This is a genomic window from Rahnella laticis (assembly GCF_015644585.1).
In the GTDB taxonomy this organism is placed as follows: Bacteria; Pseudomonadota; Gammaproteobacteria; order Enterobacterales; family Enterobacteriaceae; genus Rahnella; species Rahnella laticis.
The window spans coordinates 122,922-143,133 of the sequence record NZ_JADOBI010000013.1; the positions used below are offsets into that span (position 1 = coordinate 122,922).

Below are 20,212 nucleotides of genomic sequence, written 5' to 3' on the forward strand. Positions count from 1 at the left end.
TGTTGCCTGGGGCCACATAATCAAGTAACTGCAAAAAATTGTTGTCGTTAAAACTGACGAGTTTATCAACCGTATTTCCGACAAATTGGCGTGCTAGCGATTCGTCAGACCTGCCTACAAAGACCTGAATTAGGCGAACACATTTTTTCACTACCGACTGATAAAGATTGTGACGAAACCGCTCTCCACTCAAGAGAGCGGTTTTTTATTATCAGAATTCAGTCTGCAATTTAACTGATTCCGGCTCAGAACCTTCGTTCTTCGATAACATGGCTGTGGCAATACCATTACCAAGCACATTAATTGCCGAACGCCCCATATCAAGGAAGTGGTCGATTCCCATTAACAACAAAATTCCTGCAACCGGGATATTGAAGCTTGGGATAGTCGCAGCCAGAACCACAAGGGCAGAGCGTGGCACTCCTGCAATCCCTTTTGAAGCCAGCATCAATGTCAGCATCATCATGGTAGTTTCTGTGAAATTAAGATGAATGTTATAAGCCTGTGCAATAAAGACTGATGCAAAAGAGCAGTAAACCATTGAACCGACGAGGTTAAACGAATAACCAATAGGTAGAACGAATGAGGCGATATTACGTGAGCAACCAAACTTCTCCAATTGCTCGAGTGTCTTAGGATACGCGGCCTCAGAACTACTTGTTGTAAAAGCAACCAGAACTGGATCTTTAAGCATATTCAAAAGACGGAAAACTTCTTTCTTAAGGACAATATAACCTACCGACAATAACATCACGCTGGTCAACATAATAGCGACATAATATCCTCCGATAAAAGAGGCATAATTTAGTAGGATGCCTAGACCTTGAGTCGCTATAACCGACGATATTGCCGCAAAAATGGCTAATGGCGCTACATACATCACATAGCCTGTCATTTTGAGCATAATATGTGACACAACGCTAAGCGAAGCTACCAACGGGGCATTGAATTTTTCACCCAGAGACGCACCTGCAATACCAAAAAACAATGAAAATACAACAATTTGCAAGATTTCATTGCTAGCCATTGCTTCGGTTATACTGGTTGGAATGGTATGCGATAAAAACGCTTTAAGATTCATCCCGCTTACGGCCAGGCCCGTATCAACTGACTCTTTTGGGATAGCCAGATTTAAGCCACTACCAGGATGGAAAATAGTAACAATAAAAAGACCAACCAGAATAGAAAAAATGGATGAAATGATGAACCAAATCATTGCCTTGCCACCGACCCTACCTATAGTAGCAGTCTCACCAAGACGCATGATGCCCACGGTTAACGTGCTAAAAACTAATGGTGCAATCACCATTTTTATCAGCCGTAAAAATAAATCGGTAAAAAGAGTAATGTTTCCAGCCCATGATTGGATAGTATCTGACGAAGCGTAAGAATGGATTGTTGCTCCTGAAATAATGCCGGCCAGCATGAAAATTACTATAAACAACGTTAGCTTGTTTTTGGTTGCCACAAAAATAACCCCTATCATATTTTTTACGTATTGATTTCAGCCCTGAGGACTTACTTATCGTAATAGACTGAAATATTCGACGCATACATTGAGTAAAAGTGTCGTGGGATACAACCCTTTTTTGTGTTATTTTTTGTCGAATAAATCTTAGTTTGCCCTGTGTATCGCGATCATCTAGCTGTCGTAACAACGATGCACAACGGCCGTATTGCAGTTGTCTCCCAGTACCTAAGGAAACGCCCCTGGTGTTTCACACTCCACCATTCTGCCCAAGCTATGCATAGACAACCTGACCGAGACTGGTGCCTCAGTGGGAAGCAGTGGAAGTGCTTGCCATTCTGGGATACAACATTTACCGCAGGCAAGCATACTCTCAAAGAAGATTTCAATTCACGCACTTAAACAATGAACGTATTTTTTCGAGAAAACGTATCTTTGGTGAGAATTGAAAATATGCCATAGACTTACAAGTCGGGTATAGAATGCTGCCACTCAAGAGGGCAGTATTGCCCTCTTACCTCTCAATATAATTAATTATTGAAACGCGAAGCATATATTATACGGTCTCTTCCAGATCTTTTTGCCTGATACAGTGCATCATCCGCAGCAGTTATTGTGGATGATGATGATTCGTGCTTCTGTTTGATTGCAACTCCTATACTAAATGAGACTTTAAAAGTACCATTACAATCATATGAAACTGATTCTTTTATTTTTCTTACGATACCTTCTGCACTGGCATGATCAATAATGACAATTGCAAACTCTTCGCCACCCGATCTGGAAATAAAAACATTATCGCTTGCCAAATTACTCAGTATTAACCCTGTATTTCTTAATACCCTATCACCAGCGTCATGACCGTATGTATCATTTATTCTTTTAAAATGATCAATATCAGCAATACAAATTGTCGCAAGTCTATTTTCAATTTCCCTCAGCTTAATATTCAAATATCTTCTGTTTGGTAAGCCTGTTAGTTCATCTGTTAAGGAGAGATTCACAGCTGATTTGTAATTATGATTAACGTAATTTATGAATTTCCTGAATGAATAGATAATCATAAGCATAGCCGGCACATAAAGAATAGCAGCTATTAGGGAAGCCGTATCCCTATCGATTAGGTTCATTCCTCCAGCCATAGAGGCAAGAGATGAGTTTAGTAGAAAAAATAAGCTAATCCTAAAAACCAATAAATGCGCTTCCCTTGAATGAATATTAAATGACTTTCTTATGAACCATGTCATCACTGCTACTGTGCATGTGTTTATAAAAAAGTAAAAATTTAATCTTGATGTATCACCTATGACCAGAGCTAGCACAGTTAATAAGGCAGTTATGCAGCAAGCATAAATGATAATCATTCGATATAGTAATCCCTTCGGGGATTCAACTTCATGAACAAGTTTGTCATGTATCTTGAAATTCATCTTATGACCTTAGATTAATTGAGATAATTAGTGTATCATGTTATTAATCAATTTGGTTATAATTTGTGCTTCCTTACTCACCAGGCACGATATGCTCAGTCTTTCAGTTATAATCCTCAGGATTTTTATATAAAAAGTTTAAACTTTGGATTTTTTTACAAAACATGTTGCTTGGAATACAACACTTTATTTTATTTTTTAAAATCTGTTAAATAAGTTTTGGCCAAAAAGATATTTTTTCCGCTAATGATCTCACCTCACAATTTAGAATTTCACCAATGGAATTACCTAACTCCTGATATTTTGAAAGCGGTAATGGATAATCCATTTTGCTTGCATAAATTATTACATTACCACTATGTGTTGTGCAGTAAAGAACGGTTTTAAAAAGTTCGTGTAATGCATGAGAAAAGACTGATGATGCATCAGGACGAATATGATAATTCATTACCAACCAACCGTTAAGTGTAAGTCGGTCAGCGCATGAAACTAAAAAACTCCCTTTTGATTGCAAAGGAGACATCTCATCCTCTGAATAAAGGTCGGAAAATATAAGATCATACAGAGAATTATTCTCATGATTAATGAAATGATTAGCATCCTGAACATAATAATGGGTTAGAGCATTTGCAGGTAACGAAAAATACTCGTAACCAATACTTAGCACAGCAGCCCGAAGCTCGACCACATCCATAGCGGCTTCATTATTGTAAGCGTTAACAGCTCGGACCAAGCACCCTCCTCCTAGCCCCAAAACAAGCACCTTGTTGACAGGAGTAAAAGCGAGAGCCATAAGCATTGCTCTGATGTAATGATGAACTGGAACCATGGGTGAAGCTTTGAGTATTTTACTTTGCTCATAAATCATATCGAAAGTTAAAATAAAGTACTTGTTTTTTTCTATAACGGTAATGGAACCGTATTCATCATCCTTATGCACCAATTTTTTGCCGTGAATTCGAAAGGGAGAAAGTGACTTCATAGTGTTTGATATTGACATTCAATATTGAGTCCATGTTTAAAATATATAGAAAAGAGAACGCATCCATGAGCCCTCACGGAGTAGATTTAAGCATCTACAATTACAGCGCATACTTGTAATATCACTGGAATGTAAGGACGGAATTAGTATCTGCTGTTGAATTCGCCCCCTCTTTAAAGATTTTTGAGTGTTTTATAATCCATTAATTGACACGGGTTGATATCCGAAGAGGCTATGGTAGTTGCGTGTGACAATGGGAATAATTGGCACACATGTTGTCATTGGAAACCTGTGATCTCGGTGCCGTACACTTAGGGATAAATGGGAGTAAAATATACTTCCCTAAGAACCTGCCGCTTGACATAATCTTTAAAATACCCCAGTTATTCCTTCTAATGAATGTCCAAGAGTATACATCAAAAATGATTGCATTTGAGTCCTGATGAAAAATTTTTAGTGAAGCAGCAATGTATGTCTCAAAGTAAGATGTTCACTCTTCCGATTTTTCGATATTTTTTAATATCCTATTGTTCAATACAGTTCCCAAACTTTCCTCTTCAAACTTGTACAGTGTGGAGGCCTGCATATACATCATTATTTTTTGCTTATCAAAACTAACTTGGCTGATTATCTGATTAGCCTCAGACAATTTTAGCATTTGAGGTAAGGTCAAACCAAGTATAACTTCCGCGGTTGCTCGGTTAATGTTCAACTCAGACATTCCAGCTATTATATCTTTATATAAAGCATTCTGTGCAAAAATTAAATAAGACAGATTTATGTCATAAGTACTTCTGTGCAGAAGTTTATTTTTTTTCACTGGCTACCTCCAGATAACAACCCCTAGACTTATAAAGGTTGACTCAATTTCATGCAAACAGCAAAAGTGAAATAATGCTGTTTGCGCAGAATGCAGAATTAATACTTTGATAAATTATTTAATATTAGAATTAGGTTTAGGAAGAACGAAACTACTGACGACTTCACGCAGCTTCTCGGTTCTGGCGTGAAGATTTCCAGCTGAAAGAGTCACTTTCTGAACAAGGGCTGCATTCTGTTGAGTTACTCGGTCCAGTTCTGCGATCGAAAGCGTCACCTGTGAAATACCTTTACTCTGTTCATTAGAAGACAAAGCGATTAGTCCAATAAGTTCATTAACGCTATTGACATTTTCTTTTACCTCGGACATTGCGCTTCCTGCACCGCCGGCTACCTCAGCTCCCTCTCGAACAAATTCGAAAGTAGTACTTATTAGTGTTTCAATTTCCTGGGCAGCAGAGGCACTACGCTGAGCAAGCGAACGTACTTCTGTAGCTACCACTGCAAAGCCCCGTCCTTGCTCTCCTGCCCGAGCCGCTTCCACCGCTGCGTTTAGAGCAAGGATGTTTGTCTGAAAGGCAATGCTATTGATTGTAGAGGTAAAGCGACGTATCTGTTCTGCTTCTTCGGAAATTCGGCTCATTGTTACGGTCAGTCTTTCAACAAGAACACTTGCTTTATCCGTTACTGTGGCAGTTATTAAAGCAAGATTGCGTGCCTGACATGCATTGTCAGCATTGTGCCTTACAGTCGACGAAAACTCCTCCATACTCACTGCAGTCTCTTCCAAAGCGGCAGCCTGCTGTGTTGTACGGTTTGCAAGATCCGTATTCCCTTCGGCGATTTCACTTGCCTCCTTATAGAGAGCATTGGAGTTAACAGTGATAGCACGAACCGTCTTTTGCAGACTTTGTTGCATTTCTCGTAAAAGTGGCACCATTTGGCCTATGCAGTTTCGTCCTTGCTCTATTGGTTCACGTGTGAGATCCCCGTTACCAATATCATGAAAATGTCCTCTAATCAGGGAGACGGGGCGAACCAGGTGAACGACCAGGTAACGATCGCAAAAAATCACCAATAATATGGTAAATGAGACAGCCAAAAAGAGAACAGCATTCAACTGATGCAATTCATCAACTACCTGTAGTTGAGCAGCATCTATCTGCTTGGTTAACAATGAAAGGTGTGAACCCGAAGCATTTTCAGATGACAACGATGAATCAGAAAGATGCTGTTTATAGCTCGCCCACTCAAATCCACTTGGAACCTCATTTTGTAGCGCAACCTTTTGAGCAGCAGTTCCGTTGTGTAAGACATCTTCGGCATGTGCCAGGAAAATCACTTGATGCGTCAGGGCAAAGCTCTGATCAAAATATCTATGCATGTCATGGACCACAAACGCGGCATAGCCTCCAGTCACGGTGATTAACCCCATTGCCGTGAGTAGGATCCAAAGAACGACTCGGCGAATAGTAAAGTTTTTCAGGAAGTTCATTGTCACACTCTTATCTTGTTGTAGTGATATAAAAAGAAAATTAAGTAGCTCACTATTTATTTATGAACAACTTAATAGTGCGAGTATGTCAGTATGTTTGACTAAATAAAACATCACTACAATTAAATAATTTCATGATGAAACATTATTATTTCTATCGGAGATTCAAAGGAATGGAATGAGATTGTTATGTAAGGCTTTTTTAGGGAAAATCTGTGATTTGATAGCTTATGCCATTGGAATCGATAATCAGTTCCACTCATGTGGAAGTTTCTCTCTGTGGATGGAGTAATCGCTCATCGGGAGATACTTTATGACCCTAAACACTAAGTGTGTGTGGTTGCGTAATGCGAAAGATTAGAACGGAGATGGGGTATTCTGGTGGATGTTAAAATTACTTATAATTTGTTGTTTATTATCTAATTTCAATTCCGGTCTTAATGATAAATAACAGTTCTTATTTACTAATGTTTGAAGATACAAGGTTTCTAATTATTTTCCCAGGCTCACTACATGCCATCGTTTACCATCACTTCGCAGCAGCGTTGTGCTTAATGGCAAGATATCAATAAGTTGAAGAGAACTAGCGGGTGCATCAAGTATTTGAATAACTATCGCCCGAATGACAGTTGAGGATGCAACGGCACAATGTATCCCTCGGTCCGAGACTCTGCGCGATAGCCATATCCCAGTTCGCGCCATAACTTGTGCAATTTTTTCCCCTTCCGGCGGAGCCTCCCCCGAAAGCCAGCACTGAAACGTACCATAATCCTGTTCTATAACTTTTTTAATCGAGACCCCTTTCCATCTTCCATATCCTGCCTCAGCAAGCTCCAAAACAGACTCGCTAAGAAAGCCCAACTCGCGCGAAGTTTGACACGCCGCCTGATCCGGAGCTGTCCAGGTTTTACTGAATGGCCCAAAGCATCCCTTTAGCTCTTGAGCCTGTTTCTGGGAGACTTCGGTCAGTGGGTCATCAAACGGGAACCGTGAGTTCCTGTTTGCCAGGGTTTCCCCCTGGCAAATAAGCTGCATAACACAGGTCATGAAATCAGCACCTTTCCACCTGATAACGATGCCCAGGTTTGTTCATCGTCCTCTCGGCAAAGGCACCAAACAACAATCCTATTAAGCACCACATCGTCAGCTGAGTGCTGAAAGCACTTAGGCGAAAACGCCACAGTAGATCCGCGGAAAAGACCTCCGGGATCTCATTGACTGTGGGCATCAAAACACAGGCGACAGTCAGCATCGTCAGTCCCACCAGGCCTCCGCACAGCGTAGCGTTCCAGCCACCTAGCCGCGATCTGAGATGATGGGCGCTCCACGCAGCAGCCACGACAATCAACATGGAAACCAACAACATGCTAAAATAGAGTGCAGTCCGATAACCAATCGTTGATGGATCTCCCACGGCGGGGGGATTTGGAGGGTATTTGAGCCCAGGCATCATGCTCATTATCAGAAACCCAGCCAACGACAAAGACAGAGCCAACGCTCTCGCGCTGCGCGGCCCAGTTCGCTGCCAGCACAGCGACCAGACCAGTGCCAGAGCACCACCCATAGCTGCGCTGAATAGGATCATCCCGCTCAGTAGCCCTACACCGGACTGGGTCTTGCGGCTAAATACTTGCTCATCAGCTTCTTCCTCGTGATGATGACTGCCCTCCACATTCAGTGGCTTGTGAGAGATTTTTTCTTCAAATGATATCGCGCGATCAACCTGCGGCTCACCGAAGACGTGGGCAAAACTGAAAGCGATAATGCCAGCGAGTATTCCGGCTATCATTCCATTTAAAAGAAGTCTTCCCGTCATTGTCTTATCCTCAGTGGCAGGGAAATCCCAGTAGATGTCGGGCATCATGGAAGTATTCGTGTATCTGATTACCAGAGAAAACAGCCGTTGCCCCCTGCTCTGCACCGATAAAATAGACGCACAGCATCACAATCAGCGTGATAAATGCAATCCACGGCAATATTGCATTAAGCGGGATGGGCTTATGCTCGACTTGAATCTCATTTGATGTCTGCTCCATTTTTTTTCCTTATATCTGACTTTAGATAGTTTTTAGGGTTTAAGACAGATGGATGCTGGGCTCACTGCCACAGGGCTACGAAGTGCCAGGTGGTGGTGATTATGTGCCGGCATGCAGGTCGCGTTGGTAAGTACAACTGGCATCCCGTGTGGGGTGTTAAGATAAGCCTGACGCCATTCATCGGTTCGCCGGAGAACATCTTCCTTAAGTGCCAGTTTCAGTGAGATAAACATTTTTTCCGCTGCTGAGACCCACTGCCGGTAATAGGCATCGTTGATGCTTTCTCCCTTCCGCAATGGACTGGCTTTTATTTCCTCGCTAAAAACATCAACCCACTCTTTCCAACTGAAGTTTCCGGCCTGATGAAGGTAAACAATCAATGAAAAAACCTGCGCCTGCCACGGATGCTCAAAGGTGGCACTCTCAGCAGCAGGAGCTAATCCGATTTCTTTACTCATAACGCCTCCAGATAGTCGTCCCATAGGTCGATTCGCACCGTATCTTTACGCGGCGCTTCACTACCCCATAATTCGGTCGCGTCAAAACTCACGCTGTAAACGTGCTGAGGATGATCACCCTGGTCGTGTGCTGCCGTATCCGGAGTAATAAATACTCCATGGTCAATCACAATCGTACCGACCTTACCTCGAACATATCGTGGCAGACGGGTATGCCCGGCAGGATTGATATTTTTTGCTCTTACGCGGTCGCCTGGACTAAAGCTTGCAGGCAGATCAATTTCAACCCGCGCCCCCCCTCCGGTACTGACAACTGCCTGCACCATATCCTGTCGCAGTACAGGTGTTTCCGGCGGGACTGGGAGTGGCTTAACCGCACCTGAAAGCTCATTAGCGGTAATCACTCCCCTCTCAATCAAAAGCGTCTCGAAAGCATGCATCCAATGTTCGTAGTAGCTTTCTTCGAGATAGTGTACTGGGGGCATGCGTTCAATGGCGTGCCGGAACATATCAACATTGAAATGACCACCAACAAACAAAGAGGCAAAAAGCGAAAAGGTGCGCCGCTCCCATTCATGATGGAAGGGAGGTTCATTTTCTTCAGAAATGACGGCGCCCATACCATGCATACCGCCCATGTCATGTATCCCGTTCATCGGATTCTCCATAAGAAAGTTGAAAGAAATACCCTATGTTGCTAATTGCCCGGCTGAAGTGCCACGCCCGTACCAATCATTGCATCACGGGTTACCAACGCGACAAGTTGCTCTTCACTCCATCCCTCAGTGCCAGCTGGCCTTTCTGGCAGAACCAGATAACGCAACTCAGCGCTGCTGTCCCACACCCGGATTTCTCTGTCCTCACTGATGTTAAGACCAAATTCAGCCAGCACGCTTCGCGGTTCAAGGACAATTCGCGATCTATAGGGTGCTGATTTGTACCAAGCGGGCGGAAGACCGAGTGTTGGCCAAGGGTAGCAGGAGCAAAGTGTGCAAACCGTCACGTTGTGAACCTCAGGGGTATTTTCAACAACCATCATGTCTTCCCCCTGCACGCCTGAAAAACCTAGTTCAGCAATTGCACCGGTACCATCTGCAAGAAGACGGGCTTTGTAATCAAGATCGCTCCAGGCTTTTGCCACAACAAGTGCACCGTTCCGAGGGCCAATTCGATGTTCATAGGTGTCAATAAGCTCATCTAGCGCAGCTGGATCTATCATTCCCTTTTCCGTTAACAGGGACTCGAGTGCTTTAACACGAAGCGCAATTTCCTCAGGTGGTTCGGTATGGTCGTGGTCGTGTGCCATGATATTTCTCCATAAATTTAATGTTACTGCCGGGCTTTAAGTCCGCCGGTATAACTCTGAACCTATCGATGAATAGCGGTTACATTTCCTGCCAGTTACCGCTTGCTTCAAACGCGGCGGCGGCCTGATAAATAGTGCTTTCAGCGTGGTGCCGCCCAATCAGCATCATGCCTACCGGTAATCCGTCAACCAACCCACAGGGCACCGACATTGCTGGATGGCCCGTCACGTCCAGTGCGGCCGTGTTACCAATCATTTCGAATGCTTTGGAGATATATTCGGTAAGTGAGCAGTTCGGTTGTGGTAGTGGCGGAGCCGTCACCGGAACGGTCGGCATGACCAGTAAATCGAAATCATCGAACGCGCGGTCATAGTCTGCCCGTGCTCGGCGGGCCAGATTCTGTGCCTTCGCGTAATAACGGCCGTTATAATGTTTCAGGCCAAACTGGCCTATGAGCATGCAGATTTTGAGAGAAGGAGAAAGCGTGTCAGCGCTGTCACGCCATCCCGCATGTTTGTCCAACAGAGGGACATCGTAGAGCCCTTCCCAGTTAAACCCCATTCCGTTGCCATGCATCATCTGCATGGTGAGTCCTTCGCAACCAATCGGCGACCACAGTGCGGCGGCAAGCTGGTGACCGGGCACAGAGACTTCCCCGACGAGCGCTCCCAGACTTTCCAGCCGTGCAACAGCATTACGGACCTTTTCTGCAAGCTGAGGCTGGAGATTAGGCAACTGGAACCCTTCCGTTACCACACCGATTTTCAGCCCGCGTACCCCTTTATCGAGCTCAGCGGTATAGCTTCCGCCCCGGGAGATGTACTGCCTTGGATCAAGACCGTCAGCTCCGGCCATCACCTCCAACATCAGTGCATTGTCCTTCACATTAGCGGTAATGGGCCCGGCATGATCGATGGTGGCTTCAATCGGCATAATGCCAGTGTAGGGGACGAGTCCGTGGGTGGGTTTCATGCCATATGTGCCACAAAATGCAGATGGAATACGAATCGAGCCCCCTTGGTCACAGCCTATCGCCATATCAACTTCCCCGGCAGCCACCAGCGCTGCACTACCCGATGAAGAACCGCCTGCGCTGTGTCCCTTGCGCCACGGATTATGTACCGGAGCAGGATCTGACGTATGACTTCCCCCTGAGAGGCAAAAATGTTCACAGGTGGCTTTACCCAGAATAGTGGCGCCGGCATCAAGAAGACGGGTTACAACGGTGGCATCGAAAGCTGGTACATGCCCCTCCAGTGAAGATGCACCGTTCATCATTGGGACTTCTGCCAGGGAGATATTGTCTTTAAGCACCACGGTTTTCCCGACCAGCACGCCTTGTTGTGCGCCTTGCACTTCACTTTTGTAGTACCAGGCATTCAGCGGGTTTTCTTCGCCCTCCGGGCGGTATCCTTTTTCACGCGGATATTTCACCGTGGGGACCTCATCACTCAGGCCATCAATCAGGTCGTAGGCATCGAGGTTTGGTTGCATGAGAGCAAGATATTCTGCCGCTTCGCTCTCAGAAATCTGCAAATGAAGCTCGCCTGCAAGCTGTTGCAATTGACTGACATTCGGACGTTCAATAGGCATATTTATTCCTTAGCTAAAAAAATTGACTGACTCAATCCTGACCTGAACATATCGCACCGGCACAGCGGTTACCTGTCTTAGACGGACAGATACGTTGTTAGGAAGGACAGCCTCAGAAAACGCGTGCGTAGCGAAAATTTAGCCTGAAATTTTCTTCAGCACCGTTTTCAACGCGCAGGTCCCTGCCCAGCTGTATCTGGAATTGATCACGAGGTGTGGCAAATTTTGTTGCTGTGATACGGACGTTGGTGGTTTGTGACTGGTTATTTTGCTTATCACCGTCAATCGTGGTTTCTCCCCCCCAGGTCTGACCAAAACCCAGACCCAACGCCAGTGTAGGGTCTGGCATATAGCGCCCCATAATCTGTGCTGCCCATGCATTATCCTGCTGAAGGCGAGATGTGCCGGGCCCATAATCGTTATTGTCACCGTACCAAATGGCATCACCGACCATATCCAGCGCCCACTTTTCAGTGAAATATTTCACCCAAGCCGCCTGCAGGTCGACCTTCCAGCGGTTCTCGCCCAGATTTAGTGAATCGTTATGGTCATAGCTGCCGCTGGGCACATAGAGATAAGGGGCGAAGCCAAAAATGTCCCCCCCTGCGTTGAGTTTGATTTTTAAAGGCACGGTAAGGATCAGATCACTGGTCCCACTGGCTGAGCCAAGAGAAGCCGCATCACCGCCGCCAGATATCCTCCCGAAGGGCAATAGAAACTGCGGATCCAGCGTTGCTGTCTCAGAAATTTGTACGGTATGAAGCAGACGCAACATGCCAATATCAGAAGTCAGGTTATAATCAGAACTGACTTTTTCACCACGCGAGTGCGCTGAACCGGTTGAGGCATGCTGATAATAAAGCAGCCCCACTGTTGTACCGTCGGGAAATTGGCTATAATCGCCAGGTGCGACTTCAACGGCGAGGACTGGAGCAGACCCAATCAATATAAGAGGCAGGAAAAAGCGCAATGCGTGCATGGAGTAATCCCCGGAGAAAGTTGGATGATGAGTTATAGTCGTGTGGTTTAGCGCTGAGCATCACGTAGCATCCCGGTCATAGGATGGCAGTTGATGTACTCGAAGGTTTGAAAGCGAGCGTCTGAAACAGAAACCTCGTGGTAAAGTCGCAGTTTCTGCAAACCCGTCACCACCCGGAAAAATGTAGTGAAGATGCGAAGATGAGTGGGGTGTGATTCTGCCCAGCGCTCAAGCCGGTCAAGTGAACGCCAGAAGCCAATATCGTAGGCAATATCCAGCAGATTTCCGTCGATATCTACGTTGCGAACGAACCGGTTGCTATAACAGCCGAGCATGTGACCTTCATCCCGAAGAAAATCCATACCAGCCTGCAAAGGAGGAAGCATCTCTGTGAAGTAAAGCTGACGTTCATCTGCATCCGCTTCCATCCAATCCTGCCCTGAACGGATTAGCGTAATGTTGTCATGCCCCTGCACTACAACTCTCCCGCCGGCATCAGGATCGCCAGAAATAATGCGCAGTTCTTCACCAGGCTGAAGCCAGTCATTCTGGGAGGCCGGAATACGGTCACGTACGGAACCCCAGTAGCCATGTTCCTGGATCTCGCCGCTAATACTGCCCATTACTGCCCCGACACCCGGCAGGTCTTCTTTAAAGGCATACAGCGTTTCAAACTGTTCAGCCCGCGGGGCTATAATTTCACGGAAGTAAGCGACATCATCCAGCAGGCGTTCATCAGAAGACCACCATTGCTCGATCTCCGGCTGACGGATCCAGCGGCAGTAAGCAGCCGGATCCCGCCAGTAACCCACTACGATAAAATTACCGTAGCCCTGATTGTCGGTATGGAAAGAGATGTCATGATTGCCTGGCCCGTTACTCAGCTTGAAAGTCGACACCATGTGCTGCATTGCCCGGACAGCATCTTGACGATTTTCTTCTCGAAACTGCACGCCCAGATAGGCCATAACGACCTGTGTCAGATCATCCCCAGATCGACCAGCGAACATCGGGAACGGCGGCTGATAATCGTCATGTACCCGGCGTGAAAGCGAACGGGGGCATTGCAGGTGTTTATCAATGGCAGATTCCATAAAGACTCCTGGATAAATAGTTTCAGCGATGGGTTAACCCACCACTGATACTAAGGAGAAATCAGCCGGAGACCTGTTTCAACCGGACAATCGTCTGGCTTGGAAGGACACGTGTGATATTTTTTGAGTCGTGTGACTGATGATGAAATAAAACAGTGCGGCACTGCCCGTTAATAGTGCGTTTCATTCCGTTTATCGTATCTAAAGATATCCATTATTTAGGAAATCTCTCGCAAAGCGCTCATGGCGCAAATATTGCTTTCAGTTTGAAATAATTCATTCTGATAAGAGGTGTTGCCGTGAACAGCCATTCCATTTCCCGGGAAATACGCTACTCCACCGAACATGTTTCAGCGCATCACCGTTTCGAGTATTGGAATGATGTTATTCTTCGTCACTGCATTCCTTCCGATGGTAAACCACTCGCTGACTGCGGGTTTGACGGTGAACTTAACGTGCGTGAAGTGGGTCTTGTAGATGTGTGTACTCTCACTTCAACACTTCACCATTGGGAGCGAAAATCACGACATCTGAGAACGGGACCGGACGATGACTTGTGGCTCGGTTATATCCAGGGTGGCTACGGGCAGCTGGAACAGGGAGGACGAAAGGCCTGCCTGGCTTCAAATGATCTTGTTCTTTATGATGCGGCGCAGACCTTTCGCTTCAGCATTGGGGGTAAAAATAACCACCTGATAAGAATCCCCCGGCACCTGCTTGCAGGAAAAGTGCCTGCGAGTGATAGCCTGACCGCAACAGTTCTTGATGATACCCGTCCGGGTATTGTTCCGCTGCGTGAGATGATTCACCAGGCAGCTCAAACACCTCTATTGGTAAGCAATCCGGATGTGGCCAGCCGCTTTTCACAAACGATGTTAGATCTACTTATGCTGAGCCTGGAGCTTCAGGATCAGAACACCGTGTCTGTAGAACGCGATTTATACGCAAGAATGAGAAACTATATCAGTAGGAACCTTACTAATCTTGAACTCAGCGTGGAGAATATTGCTCTCGCTCATCATGTGTCAGTACGCACGGTGACAAGGACTTTTGCGCGTCACCAGAAAACACCAGCAGCGGTTATTTGGCAGGAACGGCTTCAGGCCAGCCGAGAAGCACTTGAAAATGGGCATGTTTGCAGCGTATCTGAGGCTGCACTTGACTACGGATTCTCTGATTTCTCACATTTCAGCCATGCATTCCGTAAAGCGTTTGGCGTTACACCAAGCTCTGTTATGAAACAGCAACGTCAGTTTTTTATTCAACCCTGACGATAAAAATACTCGCAAGAAAATAATATTGTGAAATTGAATAAGCAGAAATTTCTGCCTCTTAATATTCGGTTTAATCAAGATTACTTCTCATAGTTCTGAACCAAGTCTAAAATTGTTGCTATGAAAAGCGCTACAATAATACTTAAAAGCCCCTCCGATACCAGGGGCTCTTTTATTAGTTACTAAACACCATGAGAACTTAATCTTATACTAAAATAAATTCAGGAGTATCACTCCTACCTAGTAACTAAATTTTGATATGATATTTTCGCCTGCTATTGCAGGCTTTTTTTTCTGTCTGTTGAAAATTTCAATTCTTCAGGATGTGAGCAAATATGCCATGCATTAATAAATAACCGATCCTTAGTGGTGTTTTTCATGCTTGAGGAGTCTTTATTAGCTATCACTCAATTGGTTGATAATTGACTGATAGCATATTGATTCCCTTTGGTTTTTACTCACTTTTTTCAATTTGGCAAAAACGATGATTAGATTCTCCCTGCTGATGGCGTACCCGCTACCACGCAGTCCAAGCACAACGTCCCCCAAAAATCATGCACATTTCAGCATACTCTTCAATCGACACCATTTAGTTTTCTAATGTGGTTACTTTCCAACACCTAAATATAGATAGTTGACCGTTCGGGAGGCAAGAAAAGACCCACTAGGAAAAATTCACTATTCAATGAATACACATCTTGTAAGATTCATTACTCCCAGAAAAGACATTTAATCCCAGCCTAAGCAATTTGCAGGCATACCTCACCATACCTAAGCTATTGGTAATCAATAAAAATATCGATTTTTAACGATTGAGCCGTAAAAAAAGGTTTTACAGGAGTTTTTGCACAAAGACTTAAATTTATATTGTGTGTTTTCATACAGTGCTTATAATTGCTTGCGTGATTATTTACCCTCATGTAGTCACATTTGGAAAACCCCTTGGTCGTATCATTAACCGCCTCTAACTTGAGGCGGATTTTTAATCTCAGTTCATCATAATTTCAACTACCAAGGGATTCGGGGCTTTGCCAAAGGATGTGATTTTCTGGGCATGGAGCGAACCTTCCTTTTTGAGAAAAATATGTTTCGTATCTGCTTACTTATTCTTTCACTTTTAGTTATTTGCTCGTCAATTTTTTGCATAGGTATGTATATGGCGTTGTTAAAAGGAGTGTAATTTGATGGTTAATAGATGATCGGATTTTTTGTGGCTCCTAACCAGAAAAAATTGAATTTTGAAGGGGTTGAGAATTTTCGCATACCTGCGACGTACACGTGGAAGATTTCCATTTCAGGAAGATCTCGATTACTCCAGATGAGCATATAGTCTGGCTTATGCTGCTGCAAGATAATACCCGGTATTGGGACATAACAGAACTACTGGGGCTGCTGGCAACCATAATATTATGTGGTAACACTACGGGTATCAAAGATGCAACTGATCTGCCACGAAATGACCTAAGTTTTCATTTACTAGATATTATTTATCGCTAAATGAAGTTGGAAATAATGTTGATCTGGTCCTGAGACTAGAATCTGAGCAATTATGCTGTGGACCATTCGATTCTATTCTTCCCCCCACATTTCGCTTCATAAAGGGCGACGTCAACACGCTTGAGTAAGTTCTCAACAGTCTCGTCTTCTTTTTTGTGACCGGCTCCGATACTGACGGTGAACCGTATCTCCCCATGGATAACCAAGTCCCGCGTTCGGGATAATATTTTTTCCGCCACGACACTGGCGTCCTGTGTTGAGGGCAATTGCAAGATAACCGCAAACTCTTCGCCCCCGATTCTGGAGGCGGTGACATTGCCGTCATACAGGCTGCTCAGTAGTTCTCCGAATGCCCGAAGAACTTCATCATCGATGTCATGCCCGTATTTGTCATTGATGTTTTTAAAGAAGTCGATATCGATGATAAAAACATAAATATTTTTATTGTCTAATTCCAGAAGAATATTTCTGAAATAACGTCGGTTAGGCAGATGCGTCAATTCATCACGATAAGAATCTATACTGACATCGGCATATTTATCATTCACGTATTGCACGATAAAGTAGATGCCAATCGAAACGCAGAGCATTCCTGCCAGTCTGGAAACATCCTCAATATAATATCCCACCCACAGAGGTTGATGGATAAACTCATCCATCACATCAAATGCTGCTGACATTATCCAGATATAAAGGCCCAGGTTAATCCATCTTCGCAGGCTGGCTTTAACTGTCAAACGGTTAAAACTCCATAAGATAAAATTAAGTATCAACCACTGAACGGTATCCACAACCCAGCCGGAGTTCTCCATCCAGGAATGTCCGATTTCTTTTTTCGGAAAGCTGAAAAGATTAATAACCATCACCAAAAGACACAACGCCAGTGAGAATATCATTGGCGTATACAGGGTTTTTCGTGATTCATTTTTAGTAAAAAGTCCGTCTTCATATTTCACGAATGGCATATGCCCCCCTGATACATATTGAAATGAAAATCATTCTCATGTAAATTTATATGTCTATATATTTCATAATTTACGCATCGCTGGTGGTTAGAACGAAATGTCATCTCCTTGTTTTGGTTCGGCTGAAAACATTGTGCTGATCTTCTCAGAACATCACAACTGGCTACAAAAAATACTCAGACGACGCCTTGGAAATGCCAGCGATGCCGCCGATCTCGCACAAGATGTTTTTCTACGGCTGCTGTTAAAACCGCGAAACTTTGACAGTCTGGCCGGCGCGCGTGCCTATCTTGGCGCTATGGCTCAGGGAATGTGTATTGATTTATGGCGTAGAAAAGAAATTGAACGCCTATGGCTTGAGACATTAAACGCTCAGCCAAAGCCTGTGGCAGTCTCGGCAGAACATTGCGCAGTCGTACTCGAAACCTTATTTCAGGTGGATACGATGCTACGTGCGCTGCCAGTTAAAGTCCGAACAGCATTCGTGATGTCGCAAATCCGCGGGCTGACTTACCCGGAGATTGCCGTCGAACTCTGCGTATCAGTGCGCATGGTGAAGAAGTATATGGCTCAAGCCATGCTGCACTGTCTGGTCTTAGAAGTTGAGCATTTCGGCGCGATATAGGTGAACTGAGCAAAGCAACATGACGAATAAACCCGGTTTTATCGCGCTTCAACAGGCTGCAAAATGGTACGCCGAGCTACAAGATATCCCCGCATCGCAAGCCAGCCCCAATGCATTCCAGCACTGGCTGAATGAAAATTCAGAGAACCGGCTTGCTTGGCAGTATGTGCTAAAAATTAGTCAGCGTTTTACGCCACTGTGCGAGAGCGATGCCCGGAAAACAGCGGCCCTGACAGCATTAACTCATGCTCAACATAATGCCGGGCGCCGTCAGGTGCTGAAAATGGCAGCATGGATTTCGGTCGGTTCGCTGATCGGCTGGAGCACATGGCGTCATACCCCATTGCGTAATCAGGTACTGGCATGGCGTGCTGATTATCACAGCCCGCACGGCGCAATCACGCAGTTCACGCTAAATGACGGTTCCCGCATCTGGCTCGATACTGACAGTGCGCTGAACGTCAACTATTCCACGAAACAGCGGGCGTTACAGTTAATTAATGGCCGCGTCATGATTGAAACCGCAGCCGATCCCCAGCGTTCGCTGACGGTGACTACGGCTCAGGGAAAAATGCGCGCACTCGGCACACGATTTAGCGTGCATATGCTCAACGAAGGCACGGTGCTGCACGTCTATCAGGGCGCAGTGGAAGTCTCACCGGCCGCCACCGCCGATAAGCTGATTATCACAGCAGGTCATGGGGTGACTTTCCGGCAGGATGCGTTTGAACCTGTCACGGTGCTGAGCAAGCCTGAACCAGTATGGCCACGTGGACTTTTGCAGGCCGAAAATATTCCGCTAAGAGAATTCATCACACGCCTCTCTGCGTATAGAAACGGTTATCTGGGATGTGATCCCGCCGTAGAGGCGCTGGCCGTTACCGGTACGTTCCCGTTACATGACACTGATATGGCGCTGGAGATGCTGACCCACATACTCCCTGTACAAATTCACCGCCGTTTTTCGTGGTGGCTGACTGTTGCACCACGCGGCGGATAAATGATCGCCAAAAATAAATTCACCTCGCCGGTTCCCCATTTCGTTTCCTCATCCGATTAACCCTGTGCAGCACTTCTACTTTTGGGAATTTTCAGGGGGATCTATGTCACCATCATCACAAAATGACCAGCCACGCGCCTTGCGCAGCAAACCACTTGCCACATTTATGCACATGATGCTTTACGTGCCAGCACTTTCTTTCGCCACGTACATGGTGACATCTGTTCAGGCCGCTGAAATCACAGCGCGTCAAAATGTTTATGCCATTCCGGCGGCACCGCTTGCATCTCAGCTCAATCAGTTTGCCGCACAGTCCGGTATATATCTGGCGAGCGATGCCACCTTAACTAATGGGTTATCTGGGACAGCGCTCAACGGCACTTTCACCATAACAGAAGGGTTATCCCGCCTCCTGACATCCCACGGTCTTCAGGCCGATCAACAATCCAATGGCAGCTATGTACTAAATAAGATCCCTGAAGGCGAAGAACTCGTGGTAGTAGGTAAAATTGATTACGGCTCGATGACTGAAGATACACGCTCTTACACTACCCACAGCATGTCAGCCGCGACCCGTCTGAATCTTTCTCCGCGTGAAACGCCGCAGTCGGTCAGTGTTGTAACCCGTCAGCGCATGAATGATCAGAATATGACCTCCCTGGACGATGCCATGCGTCAGGTGACGGGTGTCAATGTGATTAACGAGAGTTCGTACCAGAGCCGCTACCAGACACGTGGCTTTACGATGGACAACATTCAGGAAGATGGTATCAGTTCCTCGTTTCAAAACAGCCTCGCGGGTATGGGATACGCCGAAGCGTCAACCGAATCGCCTGATTTAGCGATTTACGACCATCTGGAAGTTTTACGCGGCGCATCCGGCCTGACTCAGGGCAGCGGTGAACCGGGCGGCACCGTCAATATGGTGCGCAAACGTCCTACATACGATTTTCGAACCTCAGTGAGCGCCAGCGCAGGAAGCTGGGATAACTATCGCAGCGAAGTGGATATATCCGGCCCGCTCAATGACGATGCTTCGCTGCGGGGGCGTCTGGTTGGGGTGCTGCAAAAAAAAGACAGTTTTACTGATTACGTAAACAGTGAACGTCAGGTGCTGTTCGGGACGATGGCCTACGACCTCACGCCACAGACCACTTTGACGACAGGTATTTCGTGGCAAAAAACTGACA

At 45.5% G+C, this 20,212-nt stretch carries 19 protein-coding genes; 4 read left to right on the top strand and 15 right to left on the bottom strand.

The genetic code is table 11. The features are described from left to right. Positions 1 to 211: 211 nt before the first annotated feature. The 14 genes from IV433_RS22280 to oxdA form a co-directional block, all read right to left on the bottom strand. Positions 212 to 1,468 carry a dicarboxylate/amino acid:cation symporter gene (locus tag IV433_RS22280; protein WP_195815989.1) on the bottom strand — a complete coding sequence of 419 codons (1,257 nt, stop codon included), beginning with the start codon at positions 1,466 to 1,468 and terminating at the stop codon, positions 212 to 214. Between the two features lie 530 nt (positions 1,469 to 1,998). Further along, a complete protein-coding gene (locus tag IV433_RS22285) occupies positions 1,999 to 2,832 on the bottom strand; it encodes a GGDEF domain-containing protein (protein ID WP_229893646.1) in 834 nt (277 codons plus the stop codon). Positions 2,833 to 3,106: 274 nt separating this feature from the next. Then, on the bottom strand, positions 3,107 to 3,898 hold the full coding sequence (locus tag IV433_RS22290) for a spermidine synthase (RefSeq protein WP_195815991.1): 792 nt from the start codon (positions 3,896 to 3,898) through the stop codon (positions 3,107 to 3,109). 472 nt (positions 3,899 to 4,370) lie between these two features. Next, positions 4,371 to 4,700 (bottom strand): flagellar transcriptional regulator FlhD, encoded by a 330-nt coding sequence (locus IV433_RS22295; RefSeq protein WP_195815992.1) that lies wholly within the window; start codon positions 4,698 to 4,700, stop codon positions 4,371 to 4,373. A 114-nt stretch (positions 4,701 to 4,814) separates the two neighbouring features. After that, positions 4,815 to 6,194 carry a methyl-accepting chemotaxis protein gene (locus IV433_RS22300; protein ID WP_195815993.1) on the bottom strand — a complete coding sequence of 460 codons (1,380 nt, stop codon included), beginning with the start codon at positions 6,192 to 6,194 and terminating at the stop codon, positions 4,815 to 4,817. 492 nt (positions 6,195 to 6,686) lie between these two features. Beyond that, complete coding sequence (locus IV433_RS22305; RefSeq protein ID WP_195815994.1) at positions 6,687 to 7,241, bottom strand: histidine phosphatase family protein; 555 nt, start codon at positions 7,239 to 7,241, stop codon at positions 6,687 to 6,689. A 4-nt stretch (positions 7,242 to 7,245) separates the two neighbouring features. Beyond that, a complete protein-coding gene (locus tag IV433_RS22310) occupies positions 7,246 to 8,010 on the bottom strand; it encodes a CbtA family protein (protein WP_195815995.1) in 765 nt (254 codons plus the stop codon). 10 nt (positions 8,011 to 8,020) lie between these two features. Further along, positions 8,021 to 8,230: a CbtB domain-containing protein gene (locus tag IV433_RS22315; protein WP_195815996.1), complete on the bottom strand. Its 210-nt coding sequence runs from the start codon at positions 8,228 to 8,230 to the stop codon at positions 8,021 to 8,023. 32 nt (positions 8,231 to 8,262) lie between these two features. Then, a complete protein-coding gene (locus IV433_RS22320) occupies positions 8,263 to 8,688 on the bottom strand; it encodes a nitrile hydratase accessory protein (RefSeq protein WP_195815997.1) in 426 nt (141 codons plus the stop codon). Next, the gene (gene nthB, locus IV433_RS22325; RefSeq protein ID WP_195815998.1) at positions 8,685 to 9,344 is read right to left on the bottom strand and encodes a nitrile hydratase subunit beta; all 660 of its coding nucleotides are present in this window, start codon (positions 9,342 to 9,344) and stop codon (positions 8,685 to 8,687) included. Before nthB ends, IV433_RS22320 begins: the two co-directional genes overlap by 4 nt. Before the next feature lie 41 nt (positions 9,345 to 9,385). Beyond that, a complete protein-coding gene (gene nthA, locus IV433_RS22330) occupies positions 9,386 to 9,994 on the bottom strand; it encodes a nitrile hydratase subunit alpha (RefSeq protein ID WP_195815999.1) in 609 nt (202 codons plus the stop codon). Positions 9,995 to 10,073: 79 nt separating this feature from the next. Continuing rightward, positions 10,074 to 11,588, bottom strand: a complete 1,515-nt coding sequence (locus IV433_RS22335; RefSeq protein WP_195816000.1) for an amidase — start codon at positions 11,586 to 11,588, stop codon at positions 10,074 to 10,076. A 112-nt stretch (positions 11,589 to 11,700) separates the two neighbouring features. Continuing rightward, the gene (locus tag IV433_RS22340) at positions 11,701 to 12,567 is read right to left on the bottom strand and encodes a transporter (protein ID WP_195816001.1); all 867 of its coding nucleotides are present in this window, start codon (positions 12,565 to 12,567) and stop codon (positions 11,701 to 11,703) included. A gap of 47 nt (positions 12,568 to 12,614) precedes the next feature. Next, positions 12,615 to 13,661, bottom strand: a complete 1,047-nt coding sequence (gene oxdA / locus IV433_RS22345) for an aliphatic aldoxime dehydratase (protein ID WP_195816002.1) — start codon at positions 13,659 to 13,661, stop codon at positions 12,615 to 12,617. Between the two features lie 299 nt (positions 13,662 to 13,960). On the opposite strand from oxdA, the gene IV433_RS22350 reads away from it, so the two are divergent. Next, positions 13,961 to 14,932, top strand: a complete 972-nt coding sequence (locus IV433_RS22350; protein WP_195816003.1) for a helix-turn-helix domain-containing protein — start codon at positions 13,961 to 13,963, stop codon at positions 14,930 to 14,932. A gap of 1,550 nt (positions 14,933 to 16,482) precedes the next feature. Here the strand turns inward: IV433_RS22350 and IV433_RS22355 are convergent. Then, positions 16,483 to 17,397, bottom strand: a complete 915-nt coding sequence (locus IV433_RS22355) for a GGDEF domain-containing protein (RefSeq protein ID WP_195816004.1) — start codon at positions 17,395 to 17,397, stop codon at positions 16,483 to 16,485. Between the two features lie 97 nt (positions 17,398 to 17,494). Here IV433_RS22355 and IV433_RS22360 point away from each other — a divergent pair, with 97 nt between their 5' ends. The 3 genes from IV433_RS22360 to IV433_RS22370 all read left to right on the top strand — a co-directional run. Then, positions 17,495 to 18,022: a sigma-70 family RNA polymerase sigma factor gene (locus IV433_RS22360; protein WP_104925356.1), complete on the top strand. Its 528-nt coding sequence runs from the start codon at positions 17,495 to 17,497 to the stop codon at positions 18,020 to 18,022. Between the two features lie 19 nt (positions 18,023 to 18,041). After that, positions 18,042 to 19,022, top strand: coding sequence for a FecR domain-containing protein (locus tag IV433_RS22365; protein WP_195816005.1), 981 nt, complete (start codon positions 18,042 to 18,044; stop codon positions 19,020 to 19,022). 103 nt (positions 19,023 to 19,125) lie between these two features. Next, the coding region (locus IV433_RS22370; protein ID WP_229893648.1) for a TonB-dependent siderophore receptor at positions 19,126 to 20,212 on the top strand (1,087 nt) is incomplete at its 3' end.